The sequence below is a fragment of the Chloroflexus islandicus genome (assembly GCF_001650695.1).
GTDB lineage: Bacteria > Chloroflexota > Chloroflexia > Chloroflexales > Chloroflexaceae > Chloroflexus > Chloroflexus islandicus.
Genome location: NZ_LWQS01000033.1, coordinates 15,475 through 35,812, shown reverse-complemented (window position 1 = coordinate 35,812; position 20,338 = coordinate 15,475). Strand labels below are relative to the sequence as shown.

The 20,338-nt window shown below is 61.3% G+C and carries 18 protein-coding genes; 13 read left to right on the top strand and 5 right to left on the bottom strand.

What is annotated here, in order from left to right:
* Positions 1-8: 8 nt before the first annotated feature.
* The 10 genes from A6A03_RS02385 (at position 9) to A6A03_RS02340 (ending at position 8,855) form a co-directional block, all read left to right on the top strand.
* Positions 9-860 carry a sulfurtransferase gene (locus A6A03_RS02385; protein ID WP_066783208.1) on the top strand — a complete coding sequence of 284 codons (852 nt, stop codon included), beginning with the start codon at positions 9-11 and terminating at the stop codon, positions 858-860.
* A gap of 117 nt (positions 861-977) precedes the next feature.
* On the top strand, positions 978-1,364 hold the full coding sequence (locus A6A03_RS02380) for an iron-sulfur cluster assembly scaffold protein (RefSeq protein WP_245668773.1): 387 nt from the start codon (positions 978-980) through the stop codon (positions 1,362-1,364).
* 136 nt (positions 1,365-1,500) lie between these two features.
* Complete coding sequence (locus A6A03_RS02375) at positions 1,501-2,427, top strand: PLP-dependent cysteine synthase family protein (protein WP_066783204.1); 927 nt, start codon at positions 1,501-1,503, stop codon at positions 2,425-2,427.
* 466 nt (positions 2,428-2,893) lie between these two features.
* Positions 2,894-3,370, top strand: a complete 477-nt coding sequence (locus tag A6A03_RS02370) for a M67 family metallopeptidase (RefSeq protein ID WP_066783203.1) — start codon at positions 2,894-2,896, stop codon at positions 3,368-3,370.
* Between the two features lie 47 nt (positions 3,371-3,417).
* Positions 3,418-3,702, top strand: coding sequence for a MoaD/ThiS family protein (locus tag A6A03_RS02365; protein ID WP_066783202.1), 285 nt, complete (start codon positions 3,418-3,420; stop codon positions 3,700-3,702).
* The gene (moeB, locus tag A6A03_RS02360) at positions 3,699-4,850 is read left to right on the top strand and encodes a molybdopterin-synthase adenylyltransferase MoeB (RefSeq protein ID WP_066783201.1); all 1,152 of its coding nucleotides are present in this window, start codon (positions 3,699-3,701) and stop codon (positions 4,848-4,850) included. The genes A6A03_RS02365 and moeB overlap by 4 nt, the downstream gene beginning before the upstream one ends.
* Positions 4,851-5,213: 363 nt before the next feature.
* Complete coding sequence (locus tag A6A03_RS02355; RefSeq protein WP_066783200.1) at positions 5,214-6,230, top strand: Gfo/Idh/MocA family protein; 1,017 nt, start codon at positions 5,214-5,216, stop codon at positions 6,228-6,230.
* Positions 6,231-6,502: 272 nt separating this feature from the next.
* The gene (locus A6A03_RS02350) at positions 6,503-6,814 is read left to right on the top strand and encodes an ArsR/SmtB family transcription factor (RefSeq protein ID WP_066783199.1); all 312 of its coding nucleotides are present in this window, start codon (positions 6,503-6,505) and stop codon (positions 6,812-6,814) included.
* Positions 6,811-7,170 (top strand): hypothetical protein, encoded by a 360-nt coding sequence (locus A6A03_RS02345; protein WP_066783198.1) that lies wholly within the window; start codon positions 6,811-6,813, stop codon positions 7,168-7,170. The genes A6A03_RS02350 and A6A03_RS02345 overlap by 4 nt, the downstream gene beginning before the upstream one ends.
* A 23-nt stretch (positions 7,171-7,193) precedes the next feature.
* A complete protein-coding gene (locus A6A03_RS02340; protein ID WP_066783196.1) occupies positions 7,194-8,855 on the top strand; it encodes a CHAT domain-containing protein in 1,662 nt (553 codons plus the stop codon).
* 90 nt (positions 8,856-8,945) lie between these two features.
* Here the strand turns inward: A6A03_RS02340 and A6A03_RS02335 are convergent, their stop codons facing one another.
* The 3 genes from A6A03_RS02335 to A6A03_RS02325 all read right to left on the bottom strand — a co-directional run bounded on the left by A6A03_RS02335 (position 8,946) and on the right by A6A03_RS02325 (position 11,836).
* Complete coding sequence (locus tag A6A03_RS02335) at positions 8,946-9,641, bottom strand: SDR family NAD(P)-dependent oxidoreductase (RefSeq protein ID WP_066783194.1); 696 nt, start codon at positions 9,639-9,641, stop codon at positions 8,946-8,948.
* A gap of 612 nt (positions 9,642-10,253) precedes the next feature.
* The gene (folE, locus tag A6A03_RS02330) at positions 10,254-10,937 is read right to left on the bottom strand and encodes a GTP cyclohydrolase I FolE (protein ID WP_066783192.1); all 684 of its coding nucleotides are present in this window, start codon (positions 10,935-10,937) and stop codon (positions 10,254-10,256) included.
* A 74-nt stretch (positions 10,938-11,011) separates the two neighbouring features.
* Positions 11,012-11,836, bottom strand: a complete 825-nt coding sequence (locus tag A6A03_RS02325) for a 6-carboxytetrahydropterin synthase (RefSeq protein ID WP_066783190.1) — start codon at positions 11,834-11,836, stop codon at positions 11,012-11,014.
* A 256-nt stretch (positions 11,837-12,092) separates the two neighbouring features.
* On the opposite strand from A6A03_RS02325, the gene dnaN reads away from it, so the two are divergent.
* From dnaN to A6A03_RS02310, 3 genes are all read left to right on the top strand, one after another.
* On the top strand, positions 12,093-13,229 hold the full coding sequence (dnaN, locus tag A6A03_RS02320) for a DNA polymerase III subunit beta (RefSeq protein ID WP_066783188.1): 1,137 nt from the start codon (positions 12,093-12,095) through the stop codon (positions 13,227-13,229).
* Positions 13,230-13,264: 35 nt separating this feature from the next.
* Complete coding sequence (locus A6A03_RS02315) at positions 13,265-13,954, top strand: LuxR C-terminal-related transcriptional regulator (protein ID WP_066783187.1); 690 nt, start codon at positions 13,265-13,267, stop codon at positions 13,952-13,954.
* A gap of 68 nt (positions 13,955-14,022) precedes the next feature.
* Positions 14,023-16,059, top strand: a complete 2,037-nt coding sequence (locus A6A03_RS02310; protein WP_066783186.1) for a TolB family protein — start codon at positions 14,023-14,025, stop codon at positions 16,057-16,059.
* 250 nt (positions 16,060-16,309) lie between these two features.
* On the opposite strand, the gene A6A03_RS02305 is transcribed toward A6A03_RS02310, so the two are convergent.
* Positions 16,310-17,017, bottom strand: a complete 708-nt coding sequence (locus tag A6A03_RS02305) for a hypothetical protein (RefSeq protein ID WP_066783184.1) — start codon at positions 17,015-17,017, stop codon at positions 16,310-16,312.
* Positions 17,018-17,091: 74 nt separating this feature from the next.
* Complete coding sequence (locus tag A6A03_RS02300; protein ID WP_066783182.1) at positions 17,092-20,139, bottom strand: S8 family serine peptidase; 3,048 nt, start codon at positions 20,137-20,139, stop codon at positions 17,092-17,094.
* Positions 20,140-20,338: the final 199 nt, after the last annotated feature.

Below are 20,338 nucleotides of genomic sequence, written 5' to 3'. Positions count from 1 at the left end.
AGGTTGCTATGAGCGGTTATGCCCATCCTGAAGCGCTGGTCGAAACCCAGTGGGTTGCCGATCACCTGCACGATCCTACCGTCCGCATCGTGGAAAGCGATGAGGACTTGCTGTTGTACGAGACCGGCCATATTCCCGGCGCGGTCAAGATTGACTGGGTGCAAGACCTGAACGATCCGGTAGTGCGCGACTATCTTGACTCCGAGCGGTTTGCGGCGCTGATGCGCGCCAAAGGCATTAGTAACGACACCACCGTCGTGCTCTATGGCGACAAGCATAACTGGTGGGCAACGTATGCGTTCTGGGTCTTCAAGCTGTTCGGCCACCGCGACGTGCGGATTATGAACGGCGGGCGGGCAAAGTGGATCGCCGAAGGCCGCCCCCTCACCCGCGAGGTGCCGTCGTATCCACCCGGCAACTACGTTGCCCCGCCGCGTGATGACTCCCGCATCCGCGCCTTCCGCGATCAGGTGCTGGAGTTTGTCCGCCAGCGCAAGGGGGCGCTGGTCGATGTGCGTAGTCCGCAGGAGTATACCGGCGAGCGCACCCACATGCCTGACTACCCGCAAGAGGGTACGCTGCGCGGCGGCCACATCCCGACGGCGGTCAACATTCCGTGGGCCAAGGCGGTAAACGAAGACAGCACCTTCAAGAGCCCTGAAGAGCTGCGTGCGCTGTACGCCTCACAAGGGATTACCCCCGACAAAGAGGTGATCGCCTACTGCCGCATCGGCGAGCGCAGCAGCCATACGTGGTTTGTCTTGACCTACCTGCTTGGCTACCCGCAGGTGCGCAACTACGACGGGAGCTGGACGGAGTGGGGCAATAGCGTCGGTCTGCCGATCGAGAAGAATACGTAGCGTCGTCAACGAGCGGGGGAACGAATAAACGCATGGATATAGTGCGGGACAAATACTTTTATAATGTTCTGGCCAGTCGTTTATTCGTTCCCACTATCTAGGCATTCGTTGACGCCTATGACTCACTTAGACATCATTGATCGCTTGCTCGACCACTACCGGCGGCCCCGCCACTACGGCGAGCTGGCCGATGCGGTAACGTACACTATTGGCGTGCCTGAGTGCAGTGATACGCTCACCGTCTATCTGCGCGCTACGCCGGATCGTCACCTTGAGGCGCTGCAATTTACCGGTCAAGGGTGCAGTGTCAGCATGGGGACAGCCTCGATCGTGATCGAACAATTGCAAGGGGCGACCCTCGCCGATTTGCTGGCACTCGATGAAGCGGCAGCGGTGAACATTGTCGGCGCTGAGATTATGCAAGCGCGGCCTCGTTGTGCAACGTTGGTGTTCAGTGCGCTCAAGGCGGCGGCCCGGCTGGTTGACCGTCCGGCGGATAGGTGAAAGCAATGATGGCCCGTGATGGCATGCGGCAGTAACACTGCCGCATATCGCAACGAGCGCGGCGCTGGCCAATGCCGGACGGAATTGTGTACACAGAATCTTGTCCCAACGGCGAAGGCGAGAGCGAGCCAACCTTATGACAGAACTCCTTGATCTGATCGGCCATACACCGTTGCTGCCGTTGCACCGCGCGCTCGATCTGCCGGCGGGAGTCGAATTGTACGGCAAAGCGGAATGGTACAACCTCGGCGGTTCGGTAAAAGATCGGCCCGCGCTCTGGATGATCCGGGATGGCGAGCGGCGCGGCTTGTTGCGTCCGGGGATGCGGATTGCCGACGCAACGAGCGGCAATACCGGCATTGCGTATGCCACGATTGGCGCCGCGTTGGGGTATGGGGTGACGCTCGCGATGCCGGCCAACGCCAGCCTTGAGCGGCGGCGGATTCTGCGCGCGCTCGGCGCCGAGCTGATCCTCACCGATGCGGCGGAGGGCATGGATGCGGCGATTGCGGCGATTCGATCGTTGGTAGCCGAGCATCCCGATCGTTACTTCTACCCTGACCAATACAGCAATCCGGCTAACCCACAAGCCCATTACGAGACGACCGGGCCTGAGATTTGGCAACAGACCGATGGCCGCATCACCCATTTTGTGGCCGCATTAGGCACGAGCGGCACCTTTATGGGCACGAGCCGCCGTTTGCGCGAATACAATCCGGCGATCCGGATGATTGCCGTACAGCCTGACAGCCCGTACCACGCCCTTGAAGGTGTGAAGCACATGGCTTCGACCAAGTTTGTGCCGGCGATCTACCGGCCCGAACAAGCCGATGCCATTCTCGAAGTGCGGAGCGAAGATGCGTTTGCGATGGCGCGCTGGCTGGCGCGGCGGGCCGGGTTGTTGGTTGGTATCTCGGCGGCGGCCAATGTGGTCGCAGCAGCGCGGGTGGCCCGTGAAGCGGGGCGGGGTGTGGTGGTGACCATCTTGTGCGATAGCGCCAATCGGTATCTCAGCGAACGGTTCTGGGAAGAGCCGGGTTTCGCGGAGGGAGCTGGGATTTGATGTGCAACTGTCATTGCGAGGGGGCGCAGCCGTATTGTCATTGCGAGGGCGCGCAGCGCCCGAAGCAATCCCCCGCTTCGGCGGGAGGGATGCCTGCGCGGGATGGAACCGTGCTCGCGGGTTCAAGGGTGGACAGCACATCTGTCTGGAACCCGGCCCTAAAGGGCCGGGCTAGGGGTACAAAGCCCGCTGCGCGGGCTGATGCCCCCACCCCCGGCCCCTCCCCCGCTGGGGGAGGGGTGATGGGGAGGGCCGCACGAGGCTTTACGGCATCGCACAGCGATCGACAGTTGTACTCGATCAAACGTTCTGTCCGCTCCGCAACGTACTCGCGGGGGATTGCTTCGCCGCACAAGGGCAGAGCGCCGCGCTGCCCCTCCGCGCGGCTCGCAATGACAACAGGAGGGCGGCGTAAAGATATACGCAACTGAATTCGGATACAGGCTACAACACGAGCAAGGTGGTTATGACCCTGATACTGCCGGCGAAGGCAGTGGCGGCCATTGTCGCCCATGCCGAAGCGACCTATCCTGACGAATGCGTTGGTTTGCTGGTGGGAACGCTCAACGGCGAGCAGAAGACAGTCTTACAGGTGGTGACGCTCGAAAATCGCTGGAGCGGACAAGTGCAACTAGCGCCAACCGATGATCCTACCTCGCGGCGCGACCGGTTCTATCTCGACCCCCGCGATTATCTGCGCGCCGAACGCGCCGCTCGCGCCGCTGGCTACGAGATCATCGGCTGCTATCACTCGCATCCAGACGCCGATCCGATACCGTCAGAACGAGATCGCATCGGTGCGCAGGCAATTGGCGGTTCAGGCTTTTCGTTTGTGATTCAGGCGATTCGCAATGGTGTGGCTGCTGAACTGACCTCGTGGCTGTTGGTGAATGAAGGGGTGCGCTTTATTGCAGAGGACGTGCAGATTGCACCGGTTGAGTAAGCAATGTCACAGCACTCGGCAGAGTTGAAGATAAAGGAGAATTAGCTATGGCGGTAACGGTAACGATCCCAACGGCGCTGCGCCAGTATGCCGGCGGCAATGCGAGCGTCAGCCTTGAGGCCAGTGATGTCGGCAACCTGATTCGCGGGTTGGTTGAACTCTACCCAGCGTTGGGCCGCCATCTGCTCGACGATCAGGGCCGGCTGCGCAGCTTTGTCAATCTCTATGTCGGTGATGAGGATATTCGCTACCTCGATGGGGAAGCAACCCCCTTGCGCGACGGCGATACGGTCAGCATTATCCCGGCAATTGCCGGTGGAGGACGGTCATGAGCGAGGTGACTCTCTCGAACGAAGAGATTGCCCGGTATTCGCGTCACTTGATTATGCCTGAAGTCGGTATGGCCGGGCAGCGCCGGCTCAAGCAGGGCAGTGTGCTGCTGATTGGCACCGGCGGGTTGGGTTCGCCGCTGGCGCTCTATCTGGCGGCGGCGGGGGTCGGCCATATTGGGTTGGTTGATTTTGATGTGGTTGACGCCTCGAACCTGCAGCGCCAGATCGTCCATGGCACCAGTACGGTTGGCGTCGCCAAAACCGAGTCGGCCAAGCGCCGGTTGCAGGATCTTAATCCCTATATCGAAATCACTACCTACGAAACCCAGATCACCTCGCAGAACGCACTGGAACTGATGCAGCCGTATGATGTCATCGTTGACGGCACCGACAATTTCCCCACGCGCTATCTGACCAACGACGCCTGCGTGCTACTGGGCAAGCCGAACGTCTACGGCAGCATCTTCCGCTTTGAAGGGCAAGCCACGGTCTTTTCGGCACGGGATGGCGGGCCGTGCTACCGCTGCCTCTACCCCGAACCGCCGCCGCCGGGGTTGGTGCCGAGCTGCGCCGAGGGGGGCGTGTTAGGGGTGCTGCCCGGCGTGATCGGTACCATTCAAGCCACAGAAGTGATAAAATTGCTCACAGGCATCGGCGAGCCGTTGATTGGCCGGCTGTTGCTCTACGATGCGCTGGCGATGCGCTTCCGCGAGCTCAAGCTGCGCCGCAACCCGTCATGCCCGGTCTGCGGTGATCATCCAACGATCACTGAGCTGATCGACTATGAGCAGTTTTGTGGTCTTGTAGAGGAGCCTACGTTGTCGAACCAATTTGAGATTACGCCCCGCGAACTGGCGGAATGGCTGGAGCGGCCCGACCGCCCCTTCTTGCTCGATGTCCGTAACCCCTATGAGGTGGCGATTGCCTCGATCCCCGGCACCGATAAGCTGATCCCGATTGATCAGTTGCCCGAACGGATCAACGAACTCGACTCGGCGCGCGAGATGGTTGTCTACTGCCGCAGTGGCGCGCGCAGTGGCCGCGCGGTCGAGTTGCTCAAGAGCGTGGGGTTCCGCAAGGTGAAGAATCTGGTTGGCGGCATTCTCCGCTGGGCCGACGAGGTCGATCCGTCAGTGCCGAAGTATTAGCCGCAAAGGCAGCAAAGACGCAAAGGTTCTTAACGCAAAGACGCAAAGGTGGCAAAGGCGCCAAGATTGTTAACGCTAAGGCACAAAGGGCGCAAAGATCTTTGGGTTGAGTAAAAGCACGCTTATGCGACCCTACCCAACCCCTTTGCGACCTCTGCGTGCTTTGCGCCTTTGCGTTTGCAAAGGGCGCCAAGATTGTTAACGCTAAGGCACAAAGGGCGCAAAGATCTTTTGGGTTGGGTAAAAGTACGCTTATGCGACCCTACCCAACCCCTTTGCGACCTCTGCGTGCTTTGCGCCTTTGCGTTTGACCATCCTTTGCGTTCTCTGCATCCTCTGTGCCTTTATGGATTGGAGTAGACTATGATCGGCATTATTGGCACCGGTTGGGGAGCGCGGGTGCAAGTGCCCGCGTTTCGCGCCGCCGGGTTAGCGGTGACCGCGCTAGCCGGCAGCAATCCGGCCAAGACAGCGCGGATCGCGCAAGAGTTGGAAGTTCCGTTTGCGACTGCCCATTGGCGTGAGGTGTTGGAACGATCTGATGTGCAGGTGGTGAGCATTGTCACGCCGCCCTATTTGCACCGTGAAATGGCGGAAGCGGCATTGGCCGCCGGCAAGCACGTGCTCTGCGAGAAGCCAACCGCGTTGAACGCAGCCGAGGCGGCGGCGATGCTGGCGGCGGCGCAGGCTCACCCCGCCCAACTGGCCCTGATCGATCACGAACTGCGCTTCTTGCCGGTAGTGCAAGCAGCGCGAACGCGCGTCGCTGCCGGTGACATCGGCGAGGTGCGCGCCGCTGAAGTGCGGTTCATCGCTAGCGGTCGGGCCGATCCGCAGCGGCAGTGGGATTGGTGGAGCGATCGCGCTGCCGGCGGTGGCGTGTTGGGGGCGATTGGCTCGCATCAGATTGATTTGTTGCGTTTTATCCTAGCCACTGAAGTGACACAGGCGCAAGGGGTGGTGCAGACCTTTATTACGCAGCGGCCTGACGCTGCCGGTGCGCTGCGCCCGGTGACGAGCGATGACTACACCGCGGCGACGCTGCGGTTTGCGAATGGCGCAGCGGCAACCTTGACAGCGACGGTCGTGGCGCGCACGAATGAGCCGCTCTCGGTGACGGTCTATGGCAGCGCTGGTACGCTGCGCTTCAGCGATGGGAAACTGTTCATCAGCAGCGATGACACGTTCCACGATGTCACCCCGCCGCATACGGTTGAGCTGCCGGCGGCGCTGAGCGGCGAATTTCCCCATGGCACCGTCTATCTCGGTTATGCCTTGCACGCGGCGTTGGCCGGCCAGCGCGAAGCGATTACTCCGGCAGCAACGTTTACAGATGGGTTGGCCATCCAGCAGGCGCTCGATGCGATCCGGGGTGCGTAAAGCTAGTATTGGATTGTCATAACGATCCGGCGCCAATGGAACGCTTTAACCCTCTGCTGGAACGGTGATTGTTCCTCTACACCCGGCCCCGCTCCCGACATAGGAAGCGGGGCCAGATGTTGTTTTCCGGTCGCGGCTCGCGTTGGTTCACGCTCGCGTGGTTGCAGCGACGGGCAGCGGCAGATTTCTGTAAGGCGATGAAACCTATTCCCCTCTTGACAATCGCCCCTGCGCCGTCGTACAGTAAATCACACGCGGAAAGGAGGCCAACGATGGCCACGGCGTACCAACATGCGCTCGAGCAAGACGACCGGCGACTGGCGCTGCTGTGCAAGGCGCTCAGTCATCCCGCGCGCGTGCAGATCCTCCGCTACGTGATGCGTAACCCCGGCTGCATCGGCAACCAGATCCTGCTGCATATGCCCGACGATGGCCCGCATGCCCAGTCCACGATTTCCCAACATCTGCGTGTGCTGCGCGAGGCTGGCTTGATTGACGCCTACGATGACGGTGCGGCGGTCTGCCACTATGCCAATGCTGATACTCTGGCGTGGTTGCGTGCTTATCTGGAGCAATTGTCATGACCGCATCGCTGATGGCAATCCTTGAACAACAATTGGCTGCCGCCGAACAGGCAGTGATGGCGAGCACCGGTGGCGCGGCGTGGTGCCAGTTGCAACGTGATGGGCGCGTAACCGGCGGCGTGAAGTACGATGAGGGCCGGCTGGCGGCGTTGATGGCGGTGCGCCGCCGTTTGCGCAGCGCCGATCCGGCGATGTGGCAGCAGGCGCTGGCTGCCGAGTTGGCCCAGTGGCAGCAGGCGCTGGCTGACGTGCAAGCGCAGCCGAAACCGGCGATGCCTTGGCTGGCCTACCGGCAAGGCGGTGTTGATGCCTTAACGGCCTTGCAAGAGGCGGCAGCCGGCAGTATTGCCCACTAATTTCAAAGAAGCGGAGCAAGATTGTGCTATTAACCGGTGCGCGCGGCGCGCAAGAGACATTGCTGATCCGGGTGCGCGGCGGCGCAGCGCCGGCTGAATATGCCGTCGAATTAGAGATCGTTGATGGCCCACGGGTCAGTGGGTTGGCCCGGCTGGATCAAACCGCGTTGCTGGCGGTTCCTGATCCTGATGCGTATGGGTTGGCCTTGGGCCAGAGTCTCTTTGCCGATCCAACGTTGGCCCAATTTGTCGGTGAAGCATTGGCGGTGGTGCGCGCCAGCGGGCAATTGCTGCGCGTGCGGCTCGATCTTGATCCGGCGCCGGCGGCATTGGCCGCGATAGCATGGGAACGGCTCTATGGGCCGGTTGGCGCTCAGTGGCAACCGCTGGCATTGCTGGGTGATACGCCGTTTGCGCGCCTCATCCCCGTGCAACGCTGGGGCGGGCCGCAACCATCTGACCGCCGTCCGTTGCGGGTCGTGTTTGGCGCTGCTTCACCGCCAGACCTGCCGGCATTTGGGCTTGATCCGATCGATCAGGCTGATGTAACTGCCGCTCAGTCACTCTTCGAGCGCGCCGAATGCGCCGTAACCGCGTTCATCAGCGGTGCACAATCGCCGGCGTTAGCTGCCCTCACCGCAGCGTGGGCCGAAGCCGATGTAGCGTACCTGCTCTGCCACGGACGGGTGACGCCGGCGGGTGCGGTGCTCTACCTCGAAGGCGATGACGGCAAGGTCGATCCGGTGACGACGGCGCGACTGGTTCAATCTGTCGCTGCGCTGGCTTCGCCGCCGCGCCTGATTGTGCTGGCGGCTTGCGAGAGCGCCGCTCGCGCGGCCTTCGATTCCTTTGGCCCACTGGCGCAGGCGTTGGTTGAGGCCGGCGTGCCGCTGGTGCTGGCCATGCGCGAACGGTTGCAAGTGACGACGGCGCGCATCCTGATGGCGCGTTTTTTCGAGCGGTTGTTTGCCCACGGCCAAGCCGATCTCGCGCTCAATGAGGCGCGGGCGATGGTCAGTGAACGCTGGGATTGGGGTGCAGCGACGCTGTTGAGCCGTACCGTCGATTGCACGGCCATTGCCTTCCCGCTTGACCAGACGTTGCAAGCCGGGATGGCGCTGCCGGAGGCTGCTGGCCAGATGTTGGCAATCGCGCGGCGGCAAGCGGCGGGTACGGCGTTGATCGACGAACTGGAAGCGCTGTTACGCGAATGGGAGGCTCGCTATAGCGTGCTGGCCGAGTACGGCAGCCGCTTGCGCCGGTTGCCCAACGATCCGGCCCGCTTTAGTGATGCATTTGATACCGTCTACAACGATTTCAAAGACCTCTACGACCGCGAAACGTGGGCCGACGAAGAGGCATTGTTGCGCCGCACGATCAAGGTGGCGAGCACGGCGTTGACCCAACTGGCGGGGGCGCTCGCGCCGTCTGATCATGCCCAGCTCAATGCGCTGCTGCAACAACATATCGCAACACGGGCCGGGTTGATCGACACGCTGCGCATCGTCTTCGATCAACTCAATGACGCCTTCGACGCCATCAATGCCTTAGTGGCGGCAGGTGATGTTGCTGGGGCCATCCGCCGCAAACATGAAGTGACGGCCCAATTCAGCGACGGCCTCGCTGAGATCCGCGGACGGCTGCGCTCGCTGAGCCGCGATGTGACCACTGTGAGCGCGGCGTAAGTGTTAGTGCCGGTTGGGGCGTTCGCTGCTTGCATCGCCGCACAGACGCCACGACGTCTGTGCGTTTCTTCACAGCTACACCAACTGCGCTTACAACCGCCCCGCCACATGCCCGATCGTCACATCCTCAACCGTCACGTAGGGCGGTAAGGCAACGATGGCCGCAATGGTCGCAGCCACATCACTTGGTTGCAGCATATTCGCCCGTGACCACTCGCCGGGAATAGCATCCCAGATCGCAGTGTCGGTCGCAGCGGGCAACACCGAACAGACCCGGATGCCGCGCGGGCGCAGCTCTTCGCGGATGGCAGCGGCAAAGCCGAGCGCGCCGTGCTTGGCGGCGACATAGGCCGACCAGCCGGGAAAGGCTTGGCGGGCCGCAACCGAGGCAATGTTGATCAGCAGTCCGCCGCGATCCATGTGCGCAACGGCCTGCTGCGCCACTAGAAAAAGACTGGTTAGTTGCGCGCGGAGGTGTGCTTCCCATTCGGCGAGACTCATCGCCTCAAGCGGCGCCACCAACGCGCCGCCGACGCTATGCACTACCACATCGAGCCGTCCGCCGCCGGCAGCGAGGGCCACGGTGGCGGCGACCTGCTCAGGATCGGTGACATCGCATGGCGCCACGACGCATGCTGCGCCGGCAGCGGTAGCTTGCGCCGCCACTGCCTCCAGCGCCGCGCGGTTGCGCGCGGCGAGGGTCAGCCGGGTGTTGGGTTGGGCCAGCGCCAGCGCGGTGGCGGCGCCGATCCCGCGTGACGCGCCGGTAATCAGGATTGATCGCATAGTACTATTCTTCTCACTCACAGACGCAATGTTCAACCGCAGAGACACCAAGATTCTAACGCAAAAACGCAACACTTCGATCACGGTAGCGTGTCAGCGAAGAGTTCTGCTCGTTCGGTTCTCCTCCCAATTCCCCCCACTGGCGGTTCAGGGGTGAACAGCACGTTTGAGGAGACAACCTTGATCGCGGTGCGATGCCTCAACGCTGAACGCTGCCTTCCCCTTTCCCGCGCCAGTGGGAGCGGGGCTGGGGGTGAGGGCCAGCAGCCCGCGCAGCGGGCTTCGTAAGCCTAGCCCGGCCCTTCAGGGCCGGGTTCGGGAGCAGCGGTTCAGGCCACCCGTGCCCCCGCGCCAGTGGGAGCGGGGCTGGGGGTGAGGGCCAGCAGCCCGCGCAGCGGGCTTCGTAAGCCTAGCCCGGCCCTTCAGGGCCGGGTGCCGGAGCGTAGAGGTTCAGTCCGCCCTTGAACACTAGGGGGAGGCGCTGGAACGCTCCACGCGCACAGATGCAAGGAAGAGTAAGGCAGAACCAGACAATTGTTATACCCTCTGCGCCCTTTGCGGAGCCGGACAGCCGTCCGGCTCTACGGCGCCTTTTCCCCCTTCGCGCCTGTATTATCGCTCTTGCCGGTTGCGGTCAATGTGCGCCATAAACTCGGCCCGCGTCTTGGGGTCTTCGCGGAACGCACCGCGCATCGCCGAAGTGACCATACGGGCATTTGCCTTCTTCACACCGCGCATCACCCCGCACATGTGGACACCCTCGGCCACGACGGCCACGCCAGCCGGCTCAAGCGTCTCGTTGATGAAATCGGCGATCTGCACCGTCATCCGCTCTTGGACTTGCAAGCGGCGGGCAAACATCTCGACAATACGCGGAATCTTGCTCAGCCCCACCACTTTGCCGTTTGGAATGTAGGCGACATGCACTTGGCCGAAAAACGGCAGCATGTGGTGCTCGCACAGGCTGTAGTAATCGATATTCGTCACCAGCACCATCTCATCGTAGGCGACGCTGAAGACCGCACCGTTAATCAGCGCCTTCGGGTCGATATGGTAGCCGGCGGTCAATTCGGCATACATCTTCGCCACCCGCGACGGCGTCTTCTGCAAACCCTCGCGGTCGGGAATTTCACCGATGGCGCCGAGGATCGTGCGCACCGCCTCTTCGATGTGCGGGTCTGAATTGAACGACATCCCCTCGATCTTGCCGCGACCCGGAATGATCAGGCTGTCGTAGTGCTCTTCGTCAATATCGTGATCGTGGATGTGGTGATAGCCATTGCCATTACTTGACATAAAACTAATTCTCCGTTACAGAGGTAGGCAGCGCGACGATCGCGCTGGCAGGCGAAAACGAGACGATTGAACGATCAGGCGGGAACTGAGACCGGGCCGGCGTAGCTGAAGATATTCTTGCGCGTTTCCCACAGCCGCAGCAGCGCAAGCCGGCCTGCTAGGCGCGGCGCGAGCTCGTTCCAGAGATAGACAATAATGTTCTCGGCGGTTGATGGCCGGTCGGCGAAGGCGGCGATCTCGTTATCGAGATGGTGCAGGTGCAGCGGATCGATCACCGAATGCACCGTCTGATCGAGCCATGCCATATCAACCAGCATGCCGGTGGCCGGGTCAATCTCGCCTTGTACGGTCACTTCCAGCGTATAGTTATGGCCGTGACCGTTGGGATTATTGCACTTGCCGTAAATCTCGCGGTTCTCGGCGTCGTTGAGCGCCGGCGCGTGGAGCCGGTGAGCGGAGGCGAACATGTACAAGCGCGAGAATTGCGTCTCACCCACCCCATCATAGTCGGCCCACAAATCGGGCTGTTCGTAGAGGCGCAGATGCGCCAGCCGGGCATGGGCCGGCAGGCGAGCGGCAATCAGCCGCCAGAGCACCCGGACAAAGTTTTCAGTCGTCGGCACCTGATCGCGAAAATATGGCGTATCGAAATTGAGATGCTTATGATCAAACTCCTCCAGCACCTCGTTCACAATCGCCTTCAGCTCGGTCATATTCATCACCATGCCGGTGCGCTCGTCGAGCTGGCCAGTGATGCTGACGTCGAGGATATAGTTGTGCCCGTGACCATACGGGCTAGTATACGGCCCAAACACCCGCTCATTCTCAGCGGCGCTCCAATCATCGCGCCAATACCGGTGAGCGGCCGAAAATTCAAAGCGGCGTGTCGCAATCACCATACGAAGAATCCCTTCTGACTGTTGACCATCGCTACGTCAACCATCGCGGTCTAAAATCTCTTCCCTATAGAACGGTACCACGGCTCTGAAAAAAGTCAAGGTGTTTGTTGCGAAAACGCACAACCTTTGCACAGCACCGGTGGCCGATCGCGGCTTGCGCTGCCATAAGCGAACGCGATATGCTATAATGCGCCACACCCGGATGTGGGCGGCGCGTGAGCGCCGCGGTTGTGCTTGTCTCTTCTAAGGAGCGATGATGAAGCTCACATGCATGCAGGATGATCTCAAGCGCGGTCTGGCCGCGGTGAGCCATGCCGTTGCAGGTAAAAGCTCGACCTTGCCGGTGCTGGCGAACGTTTTGCTTTCAACCGATGAAGGCCGTTTGAAATTGACTGCCACCAATCTCGAGGTGGGCATTAACCGCTGGATTGGCGCGCATGTGGTGCAAGACGGCGCGGTGGCGGTGCCGGCGAAGTTGTTGGCGGACGTGGTGGGCGGCCTGCCAAATGATAAAGTGACGTTGACGCTTGATGTGAAGACGCAAACGCTGCGTGTCGAGTGCGGGCGCTTTGTAAGCAATATCAAAGGGGTTGATGCGGACGAGTTTCCGTCGCTGCCGGCAGTGAGCGCGCGCGCGCCGCTGGTGAGCTTGCCGGCGGAGGTCTGGCGCGAGGCGATTGAGCAGGTGGCGTTTGCCGCTGCTTCTGATGAGTCGCGCCCGATCTTGACCGGCGTACTGGTGCGCACCCGCGACCAACAGATCACGCTGGTCGCTGCCGATGGTTTCCGCTTAGCGATGCGCACGATCCACGTGGCCGAGCCGGTGGCTCACGCGGTTGATTGTCTCATCCCGGCGCGCACCCTCGCCGAATTGGCCCGCATTATTGGCGATATTGAAGCTGAGGTAGCGATGGTCTATATGCCGGGTGGCAGCCATGTGCTCTTCCATACCGAAAATATTGAGGTGGTGTCACGTTTAATAGAGGGAAGGTTTCCTGATTTTGAGCGGATTATCCCGCAGCAGTATTTGACGCGCACAGTGCTTGACAGCAATGAGTTGGCTAAAGCGGTGAAGTTGGCGTCATTCTTTGCCGGCGCTAGTCAAAACGTGGTGAAACTGAAGATCGAACCAGCCGGTGAGTTTGGGCCGGGCCGGGTCATTCTGAGTGCCAATTCTGCCGAATTGGGCGATAATACCAGTGAGCTTGATGGGAGTGTGACCGGTGAAGGCGGCGTGATCGCGCTCAATGTGAAGTTTTTGGCCGATGCGATTGCGGCGGTCGGCTCGAACCAGATCGCCTTCGAGATGCAGAGTTCGCAAAGTCCGGCGGTGTTCAAGCCGGTGGGGCAAGATGGCTACATTCATATTGTGATGCCCATGAGTATGCGGTAGCGGTGGCGTCCGCTTCAGTGGTCGAGGAGTTGGCTGTGAGTGTGACAACGCTGATCATTGTGCATACCGTATCGATGTTTCGCGACGGTTTGCGCCTTGCGCTGTCGGCCACGCCTGATTTTAAGGTGGTGGGCGAAGCCGGCAATGGCCAACAGGCGATCCAGATGGTCGATCAAGTTGACCCTGATCTCGTGTTGATGGATATCGATCTGCCCGGTGTCCATGGGCTGGAAGTGGCGCGCGCGATCAAGCGGAGTCACCCTCACATTGCCGTGATCTTGTTTGGGCCGGTGAATGATGGTTCGTCCGTGGTGAAGGCGATTCGGGCCGGCGTCTCGGCATTTATCCCGCCGAGCATTGAATTTGCCGAACTGCTCGAGACGCTGCGGCAAGTGCGGCGCGGCGAATATCCGATTAATGATTTGGTGTTGTCCTCGCCGGAAGTGGCGGCGACGGTGCTGGAAGCGTTTCGCCAGATGGTTGGCGATGATGATACGCAGACCGTCTTCTCGCCGCTGTCGGCGCGCGAGCTTGAGGTGCTTGAGCTGGTCGCCGCTGGCCGCACTAATCGCGAGATTGCTACCCTGCTCGATATTAGCAATCAGACGGTCAAGAACCATATTTCATCGATCCTGCGGAAACTGGCTGTCAATGATCGCACGCAAGCGGTCGTCTATGCCATGCGGCGCGGTTGGATCAAAGTCGTGCTGCCGAATGGCTCGTAAGCCCCGATGCTGGGTTCTGTGTCAGCGTTGTATCCGGTGATTGGCCGGGTACAACACAGGAGACGTTTGTGAGGCGTTTCCGTTTTGCCCGCCCGTACCTGTTACTGGTGTTGCTGGGCGTTTTATTGGCTGGATGCGATCTGATTCCTGTTGGCGAGGAGGAGCGGATCTCGAATATTGAGACGATTGTGGCCGGCACGCCGTCGCCTACTGCGACGGCGACTGCTACGGCGACGGCGACTGCTACGCCAACTGCTACCCCAACCTTTGGCCCGTCGCCGACGCCAACCGCCACGGCGACACCGACGGCAACACCGTTACCGCCGACGCCGACCCCCAATCCGGCGCTGGCTGGGTTTAGCTACTGTACGCAAGTGGCCGGTTTGCCGGCCAGCCGGTTCTCGGCAGCATTGCAAGAGGTGCGGGCGAGTGGGAATCCGGCCTTTGAACAGCTTGATCTCCTCTTTGAGTTGAGCCCCAATTCGCCGCCAATCGGGGCTGCGGTGAGTTGTCTTGCCTTGGCCGATGCTCGGATTGTGCCGGCGACGGCGGCTCTCAATGCGCCGTATGCCTTGCAGATCGATCTGTCCGGTTGGATTCGCGATGACCGGTTTGCAGCCTCGGCTACGGCCCAGACGATCACCTTTACCGGCACGCGGACCCTCTCGCAGGCGTTGGTGCTGGTTGATCCACAGGCCGATACCGGTGCGACGATTCTGTTGCCGCTGGCTGAACCGGTTCCGTTCCGGGTGACGCTGGCGCCGAACCGGTTGTCGGTGGCAGTGGCTCGTTCGGCGACCTTTGGCATCGCGAGCGATACGCTGCGAGTGCCAGAGGGAGCGCCTCCCCGTGAGCTAGAGCCGCTCTATATCCTCTTTGACGGCGATATTTGGCGGCTTGATCCGGGTGCGGCATCCGCGGGCGAAGGGATGCAACCCCGGCTGGCCGGCGCGGTCAACTTGACCAATTCCACTGAAACCGAGACCTATCTGGCGGTAAGCCCGCGCGGTGATTATCTGGCCTTCTGCCGCGCTGAGGCGGGGCTTGATCCGGCAGATGCGACGCTGGCGGTTCCCTCCACCCTCTGGCTGTTGCCGCTGGCCGGCGGCGAGGCCCGTCCGCTGGCCCAAGTTGGCGTCAGTTGCGCCGATCCGGTCTTTAGCCCCGATGGGGCCACAGTGGCGTTTGCAGTGGATGAGACTGGCGCTGTCCCGACCCAGTGGACGGTTTACACGGCGCCGGTTGCCGGCGGCGAGCCGGTGCGGGTTGAGACGGCGCTCGATGAGTGGAGCCGGTTTGCGCCGCAGTGGTTGAGCGGCAATCGCTTGATCTATCGCGCCGAGGCGCCTGATGGCCGTAGCTCGCTCTTTCTACGCTTGCCGAGTGGTGAAGTGCGCGATGTGGGAGCCGATCTGTTGACCGATGCCCGGCTGGTCGTGCGCTACCGTGGGTTTGGCGCGCTGATCGCCAGCCCTTCCGGCGAGTATGTTGCCGTCGAGGCGCTGCGCGCCGATGACCCCGGCGCTGACCTGCTCGTTCTCGATAGCGCCGGCCAGTTGGTCGAGCGGATCGGTGAGCAGCGGGTGATGTTGCCGCCTCCCACGGCCACGCCAACGCGCGTGCCTACTGCGACTCCTACTGCCACCCCGACGGCCACGCCAACCGGTACGGTAACGCCGCAGCCGCCTACGGCAACACCGACGGCTACAGCTATTCCTACGGCCACTCCAGAAGCGTTGCCACCGCAGCCGGTGCGCGAAGGGCCCTTCTGGACGCGCCCGCTCGGTTGGGATAGCGAAGGGCGTTTGCTCTACCTTACCACGTTGTGCCCAAGCGATCTGCTGCAAGATTACCAGCTCTACCGCTGGCGCGGCTTGCAACGCAGCGAGTTGTTGGCGACCGGCCAGAGTTTGGGTGGGATTGGCCCGGCGACGGTGCGCAAGCAGCAACTGGTCTATGCCGCGGTTGAGCAAGTCGGCGCTGGGCCGCGCGGCCCGCAGGCTCAGAACCAGCGTTCACTCACGACGCTGTGGGTCTGGGATCTGGGCAATGGCGGGCGGGCGGCGCTGCTTGATCTGGCGCGAGGCGTGCGTGAAGTGCGGTGATGATGGTTGGGAATAGCCGCGAAAAGACGCAAAAGCCATAAACACCGGGTCTTGTGGCTCGTGACCAGAGCGTGGTGTGACCATTGGCCGAGCAGCGTTAGTGAAGCCGGCGGGGCTGCTCGGCCTTATCCGCGTTCCAATCGCCGCTATTGGAACTAGCCACGAAAAGACGCAAAAGCCACCAACATCTGCTCTTACAGTTTGACCATTGGCCGAGCAGCGATGGTGAAACCGGCGGGGCTGCTCGGCCTTATCCGCGCTCCAATCGCCACCAGATGACGATCAGATCGCGTCCAAACAAGATCAGCCTCGTCAAAAAATAGATCACCCGGTAGAGCGTGCTCCGCCGCACCTCGTCATAATCGATCAGGACGAGGCGCGGCGGCTGCTCGGCAGTCAGCATCAGGTTCTGCGAATGCAGAATGGTGCGCTTGACCAGAAAGCTCCAAATCCGTTCGGGGAGATAGCGCAACTGTTTGCGGCGCTTGCGTTCGGCGTCACTGGCGCTAACCCGGCCATACAGGTCGGGCAGATGGCCGGTGCGGAACAGGCAACCCACTGCGCGGGCGATAATGTGGCGGAGGTCGCGCCCGATCTGGCGGCGCTGGGCCGCATCAATTGACTTCCAGTCAACGCCGGCCAAGACGCGCGCGTTAGCGAGGTACGGCTGGATCGCCAACGCATGCACAAACCCCTCGCTGTCGCGGCTGAGCACGAAATAGGTTGGAATGGTGTGGCGCGGGCCAAGGCAGGCAGCAAATCGCCGGGCCGCCTGTTGCATGCGGTGGGCATCGGCCAGCATCGCTGCGGCGTCACGGCTGCCGAGTTCGCCTTTGAGTTTGACGACGAAGCGGTGATCGTCGCTGCGGTAGACATCGGTTTCGTTGCCGCCGGCAACCCGCTCCATCACATGATCAATGTCAATCGGCGCAAAGACATCGTTGCGGTGGCGTTCCATACAGATGTACTGTCCTCTCTGCCAAAGCATGTTGGTAGCAGAACAGACGAACGCCACCGCCAAAACGTTGCATGTTAGCGATAGACCATCACGATGATCACTTGATACGGCGCTGGTACGCCTTCGTTGAGCTGGACACGGGCGGTTGCGACTGGCTTGCGCGGATCGTTGCTGATAATCCGCAATCGCGCCTGCTGGGTCTGGTAGATCGGGCCGATCCAGCGCGCCGTGAGTTGCGCATTGCTGGTGGCGCCAACAGCGACCGTCGTGCTCCCGCTGCTAGCCGCACTGAGCCAAGCCTGCGGATTGATTTGCGGGCGTAGCTCGATCACAAGGCCATTGCTCAGGTTAAGAGGCGGATGGCTGCCGGACGAGCATCCGATCGTTTGGACAGCACCGTCGAGTTGCAGACCAATCACCCCTGCATCAGCATCGAGCAGATTGCTCACATCGCGATAGTGGAAACGAATTTGCCCATTGGGTTGTAACAACGCCTGCACGCTCAACCGGCGGCTGGCGCCGTACAGCGGTACATCGTCCCACGTAATCAGTGCGCCGGCACTGGTGTGAGCGAAGCTGATCTCGCCGCCGGCGCTGCTATTGAAATCAACATGGAGTGGTGTCAGTGCCGGTGCGCCGGTTTCATTCAGCGGCATGCACGAGGGGCTAAAATAGTTCGTGGCTGACACAAATGGCGCAAACGCGATGATCCCGTTGGCGCCAACATAAATATGGCGGTAATAGTTATTGCCAAAGGGGAAGTCAAAGCCAAGATCAAGCGCACCACTGCTCTCGTCGTCGTACAGGTTCAGCACGTCGCGACTCGGCGGCGGGTTGATCCAGCCGCCGGTTGGGCCATCCGGCTCGTCGCTCCGCCAGACGCCGTACGGTTCGTTGTCGATCCGGAGGGTGTAGCTGAGCGGAATGTTCCCGTCGTTGCGTAATGGTAAGGCTACGTTTACTGTCTGGTTAAAGTCAACGGTGGCAGGAACGGGGTCTTGCAGAACGGTCAATCTAGGCCGCAGCGGGTCAAGCGCGAAGTTGAGCGTGACTGTGCTGCCGGGGGCGGGCGTGATGCTCTGGCTTTGGGGCGCGAAGTTATTGGCAGCCGCCGAGAGCGTTTGGGCCACGCCGCCGGGTACGACAAGGGTGTAAGCGCCGGTTGCCGCGTTGGTCGTGAGCGTCACGCCATCAGCCACTGTCACCGTGCTGCTTAAGGGCTGGCCAGTTTCGCTATCGGTCACCGTGCCGGTAATGGTAGCGTGGGTTGGCCGCGCCGGCACGGTCATCGTCACCGGGATCGCCAGCGGCGGATCGGTCAGATTGTTCGCGTAGATCAACACCCGCGCCGTGTAGATGCCCGGCCCGGCTACTTTGCGCGCGTCGAGCGTGATCGCGATCGTTTGCGTACCGCTGCTAGCGAGGCTGGCCGGCGCTGCGGCAGGCAAGACCAGCCACGGCACTTGCACCCGCGCTGCGGCCACCGCTGCAAAAGCATCAAGCCTGCCGTAGCCGTAGATGTTGTTGGGAACGGTCGTTGGCCGGCAGGCGGTATGGGCAGCCCCCATATACCGCGAGTCACTGGTGATCGGCAGCGTATTGCCGGTGAGGATAGCATAGGTTGCTGCGTAATCGCCGATCAACTGCGGGTTTGCCGACCAGAGCAGCGCCACTGCGCCGGCAACGTGCGGCGCGGCCATTGAGGTGCCGGATAACGATTGGTAGTCATTGCTATACTTCGTTGAGATGATCCCGGAACCCGGTGCCACCAGATCGGGCTTGATCCGGTTATCGGTCGTGGGGCCGATCCGGCTGAAAGAGGTTATCAAATCGTTTTGATCGGTCGCGCCAACCGCTGTCACATCAGGATAATCACCGGGTGAGGCAATTGAGCCGCAGCCGGTGTAGTTATTACTGCCAATGATGTTCCCTGCCGCAAAGACGCTAAAAATCCCTGCCGCCTGCCAAGCTGCCGTGTAGCCGGCATAGATCGGGTTGCCGCCACTTTCGAATGCCCACGAGTTGTTGAGGATATGCGGCCGCATGCTTGGGCGAGGATTGTTACCGCTCGAATCGGTAGGGGCCAGCATCCATTGGGCAGCGGCGATAATATTGCTATTACTGCAATTACTGCTATCGCACGCCCGTGCTGCGATCCACTTCGCTCCCGGTGCCATGCCCATTGCCGGTTGGCCGGGGGGGGTCGCCACCATCGTGCCCATGACATGGGTGCCATGAATACCCGAATCAACCGGTTCTGGGTTGTTCCCGACCGGATCGAACCAGTTGTAGTTGTGATCAAAGCTGCCGCCGCCGAGGTTGCCGCGGTATTGGTTGATTAAGGCAGTGTGGGTATAGACGACGCCGCTATCGATATTCGCCACCGTAATACCAGCCCCGGTGACGCCAAATTCGCGCCATACCCGGTCAGCGTTGACTTTGGCAATGTTCCAGCAAACGTTGTTCGCAGTCGCGTTGCACGAGACGGTGGCGGTTGTCACCGGTTCACTCATCTGCAACTCGTGGTCGGCGGTGAGCATCGCCACGTCGGCGTGGGTAGCGAGGGCATTGGCCAGCGCGGCATTGCCTTCCACCAACAACGCATTGACGATCCAGAGCGGTTTATACCTCACTCCGGCGGCGTCGAGCATCGCACGCACGGCATGCTGGCTGCGTTCGGCATGCTCGACCAACGTGCGGTAGACATACTCGCCACGCGCTTCCCAGTCACGAATCAATAACGCCTCGCCGAGATCAGGCCGGTCGGCGAAAAAGACCAGAAATTGGGTAGGGCCGCTCGCCAGTTCGGCTTGCAAATCGGGATCGATCCGCTCGGCCTGTTGCGGCAGCGGCACCGGGAGCGATGGCGGCGCCATTCGGGCTGCTGGCGCCGCAGCAGGCGGGAGACCAGCGTAGATCATCGGCGTTATCGGATTGCTGCCGGTGTTAGTGATGGTGAGGTTAAGGGTGACGGTGCTGCCGAGTTCGACCGTGGCGGCAAGGCTGGTGGGAGTGGCGCTGAGAGTGGCTGGGTCGGCGCGTACTGGTACGGCGGGTGCAAGCGCCAGCAAGCTGGCGAGGCTAGCGATGATCAGCAGGATCAGCAGCAATCGGCGCTTCATAGGCAGTGATGATGGTTGTGATATAGCGTGATCGGCAACAGTTGCAAGGACATCATAGCATATTCATTATCCTGCCAGTGTTTCAGTTTTGTCATTGTACCGGCTCTGATGCTCGCACTGCAACCGTGATCGATGGCGGCGTGTGACAGCGCAGCTACCGCCTGCGAACCGTGTGGTGCAGGATATTCGGGCCGCCAGC

Excerpts from the sequence above, each read along its gene's own strand:
- A6A03_RS02385 (WP_066783208.1), top strand. The coding sequence starts at position 9 with ATGAGCGGTTATGCCCATCCTGAAGCGCTGGTCGAAACCCAGTGGGTT.
- A6A03_RS02380 (WP_245668773.1), top strand. The coding sequence starts at position 978 with ATGACTCACTTAGACATCATTGATCGCTTGCTCGACCACTACCGGCGG.
- A6A03_RS02375 (WP_066783204.1), top strand. The coding sequence starts at position 1,501 with ATGACAGAACTCCTTGATCTGATCGGCCATACACCGTTGCTGCCGTTG.
- A6A03_RS02370 (WP_066783203.1), top strand. The coding sequence starts at position 2,894 with ATGACCCTGATACTGCCGGCGAAGGCAGTGGCGGCCATTGTCGCCCAT.
- A6A03_RS02365 (WP_066783202.1), top strand. The coding sequence starts at position 3,418 with ATGGCGGTAACGGTAACGATCCCAACGGCGCTGCGCCAGTATGCCGGC.
- moeB (WP_066783201.1), top strand. The coding sequence starts at position 3,699 with ATGAGCGAGGTGACTCTCTCGAACGAAGAGATTGCCCGGTATTCGCGT.
- A6A03_RS02355 (WP_066783200.1), top strand. The coding sequence starts at position 5,214 with ATGATCGGCATTATTGGCACCGGTTGGGGAGCGCGGGTGCAAGTGCCC.
- A6A03_RS02350 (WP_066783199.1), top strand. The coding sequence starts at position 6,503 with ATGGCCACGGCGTACCAACATGCGCTCGAGCAAGACGACCGGCGACTG.
- A6A03_RS02345 (WP_066783198.1), top strand. The coding sequence starts at position 6,811 with ATGACCGCATCGCTGATGGCAATCCTTGAACAACAATTGGCTGCCGCC.
- A6A03_RS02335 (WP_066783194.1), bottom strand. The coding sequence starts at position 9,641 with ATGCGATCAATCCTGATTACCGGCGCGTCACGCGGGATCGGCGCCGCC.
- folE (WP_066783192.1), bottom strand. The coding sequence starts at position 10,937 with ATGTCAAGTAATGGCAATGGCTATCACCACATCCACGATCACGATATT.
- A6A03_RS02325 (WP_066783190.1), bottom strand. The coding sequence starts at position 11,836 with ATGGTGATTGCGACACGCCGCTTTGAATTTTCGGCCGCTCACCGGTAT.
- dnaN (WP_066783188.1), top strand. The coding sequence starts at position 12,093 with ATGAAGCTCACATGCATGCAGGATGATCTCAAGCGCGGTCTGGCCGCG.
- A6A03_RS02305 (WP_066783184.1), bottom strand. The coding sequence starts at position 17,017 with ATGGAACGCCACCGCAACGATGTCTTTGCGCCGATTGACATTGATCAT.
- A6A03_RS02300 (WP_066783182.1), bottom strand. The coding sequence starts at position 20,139 with ATGAAGCGCCGATTGCTGCTGATCCTGCTGATCATCGCTAGCCTCGCC.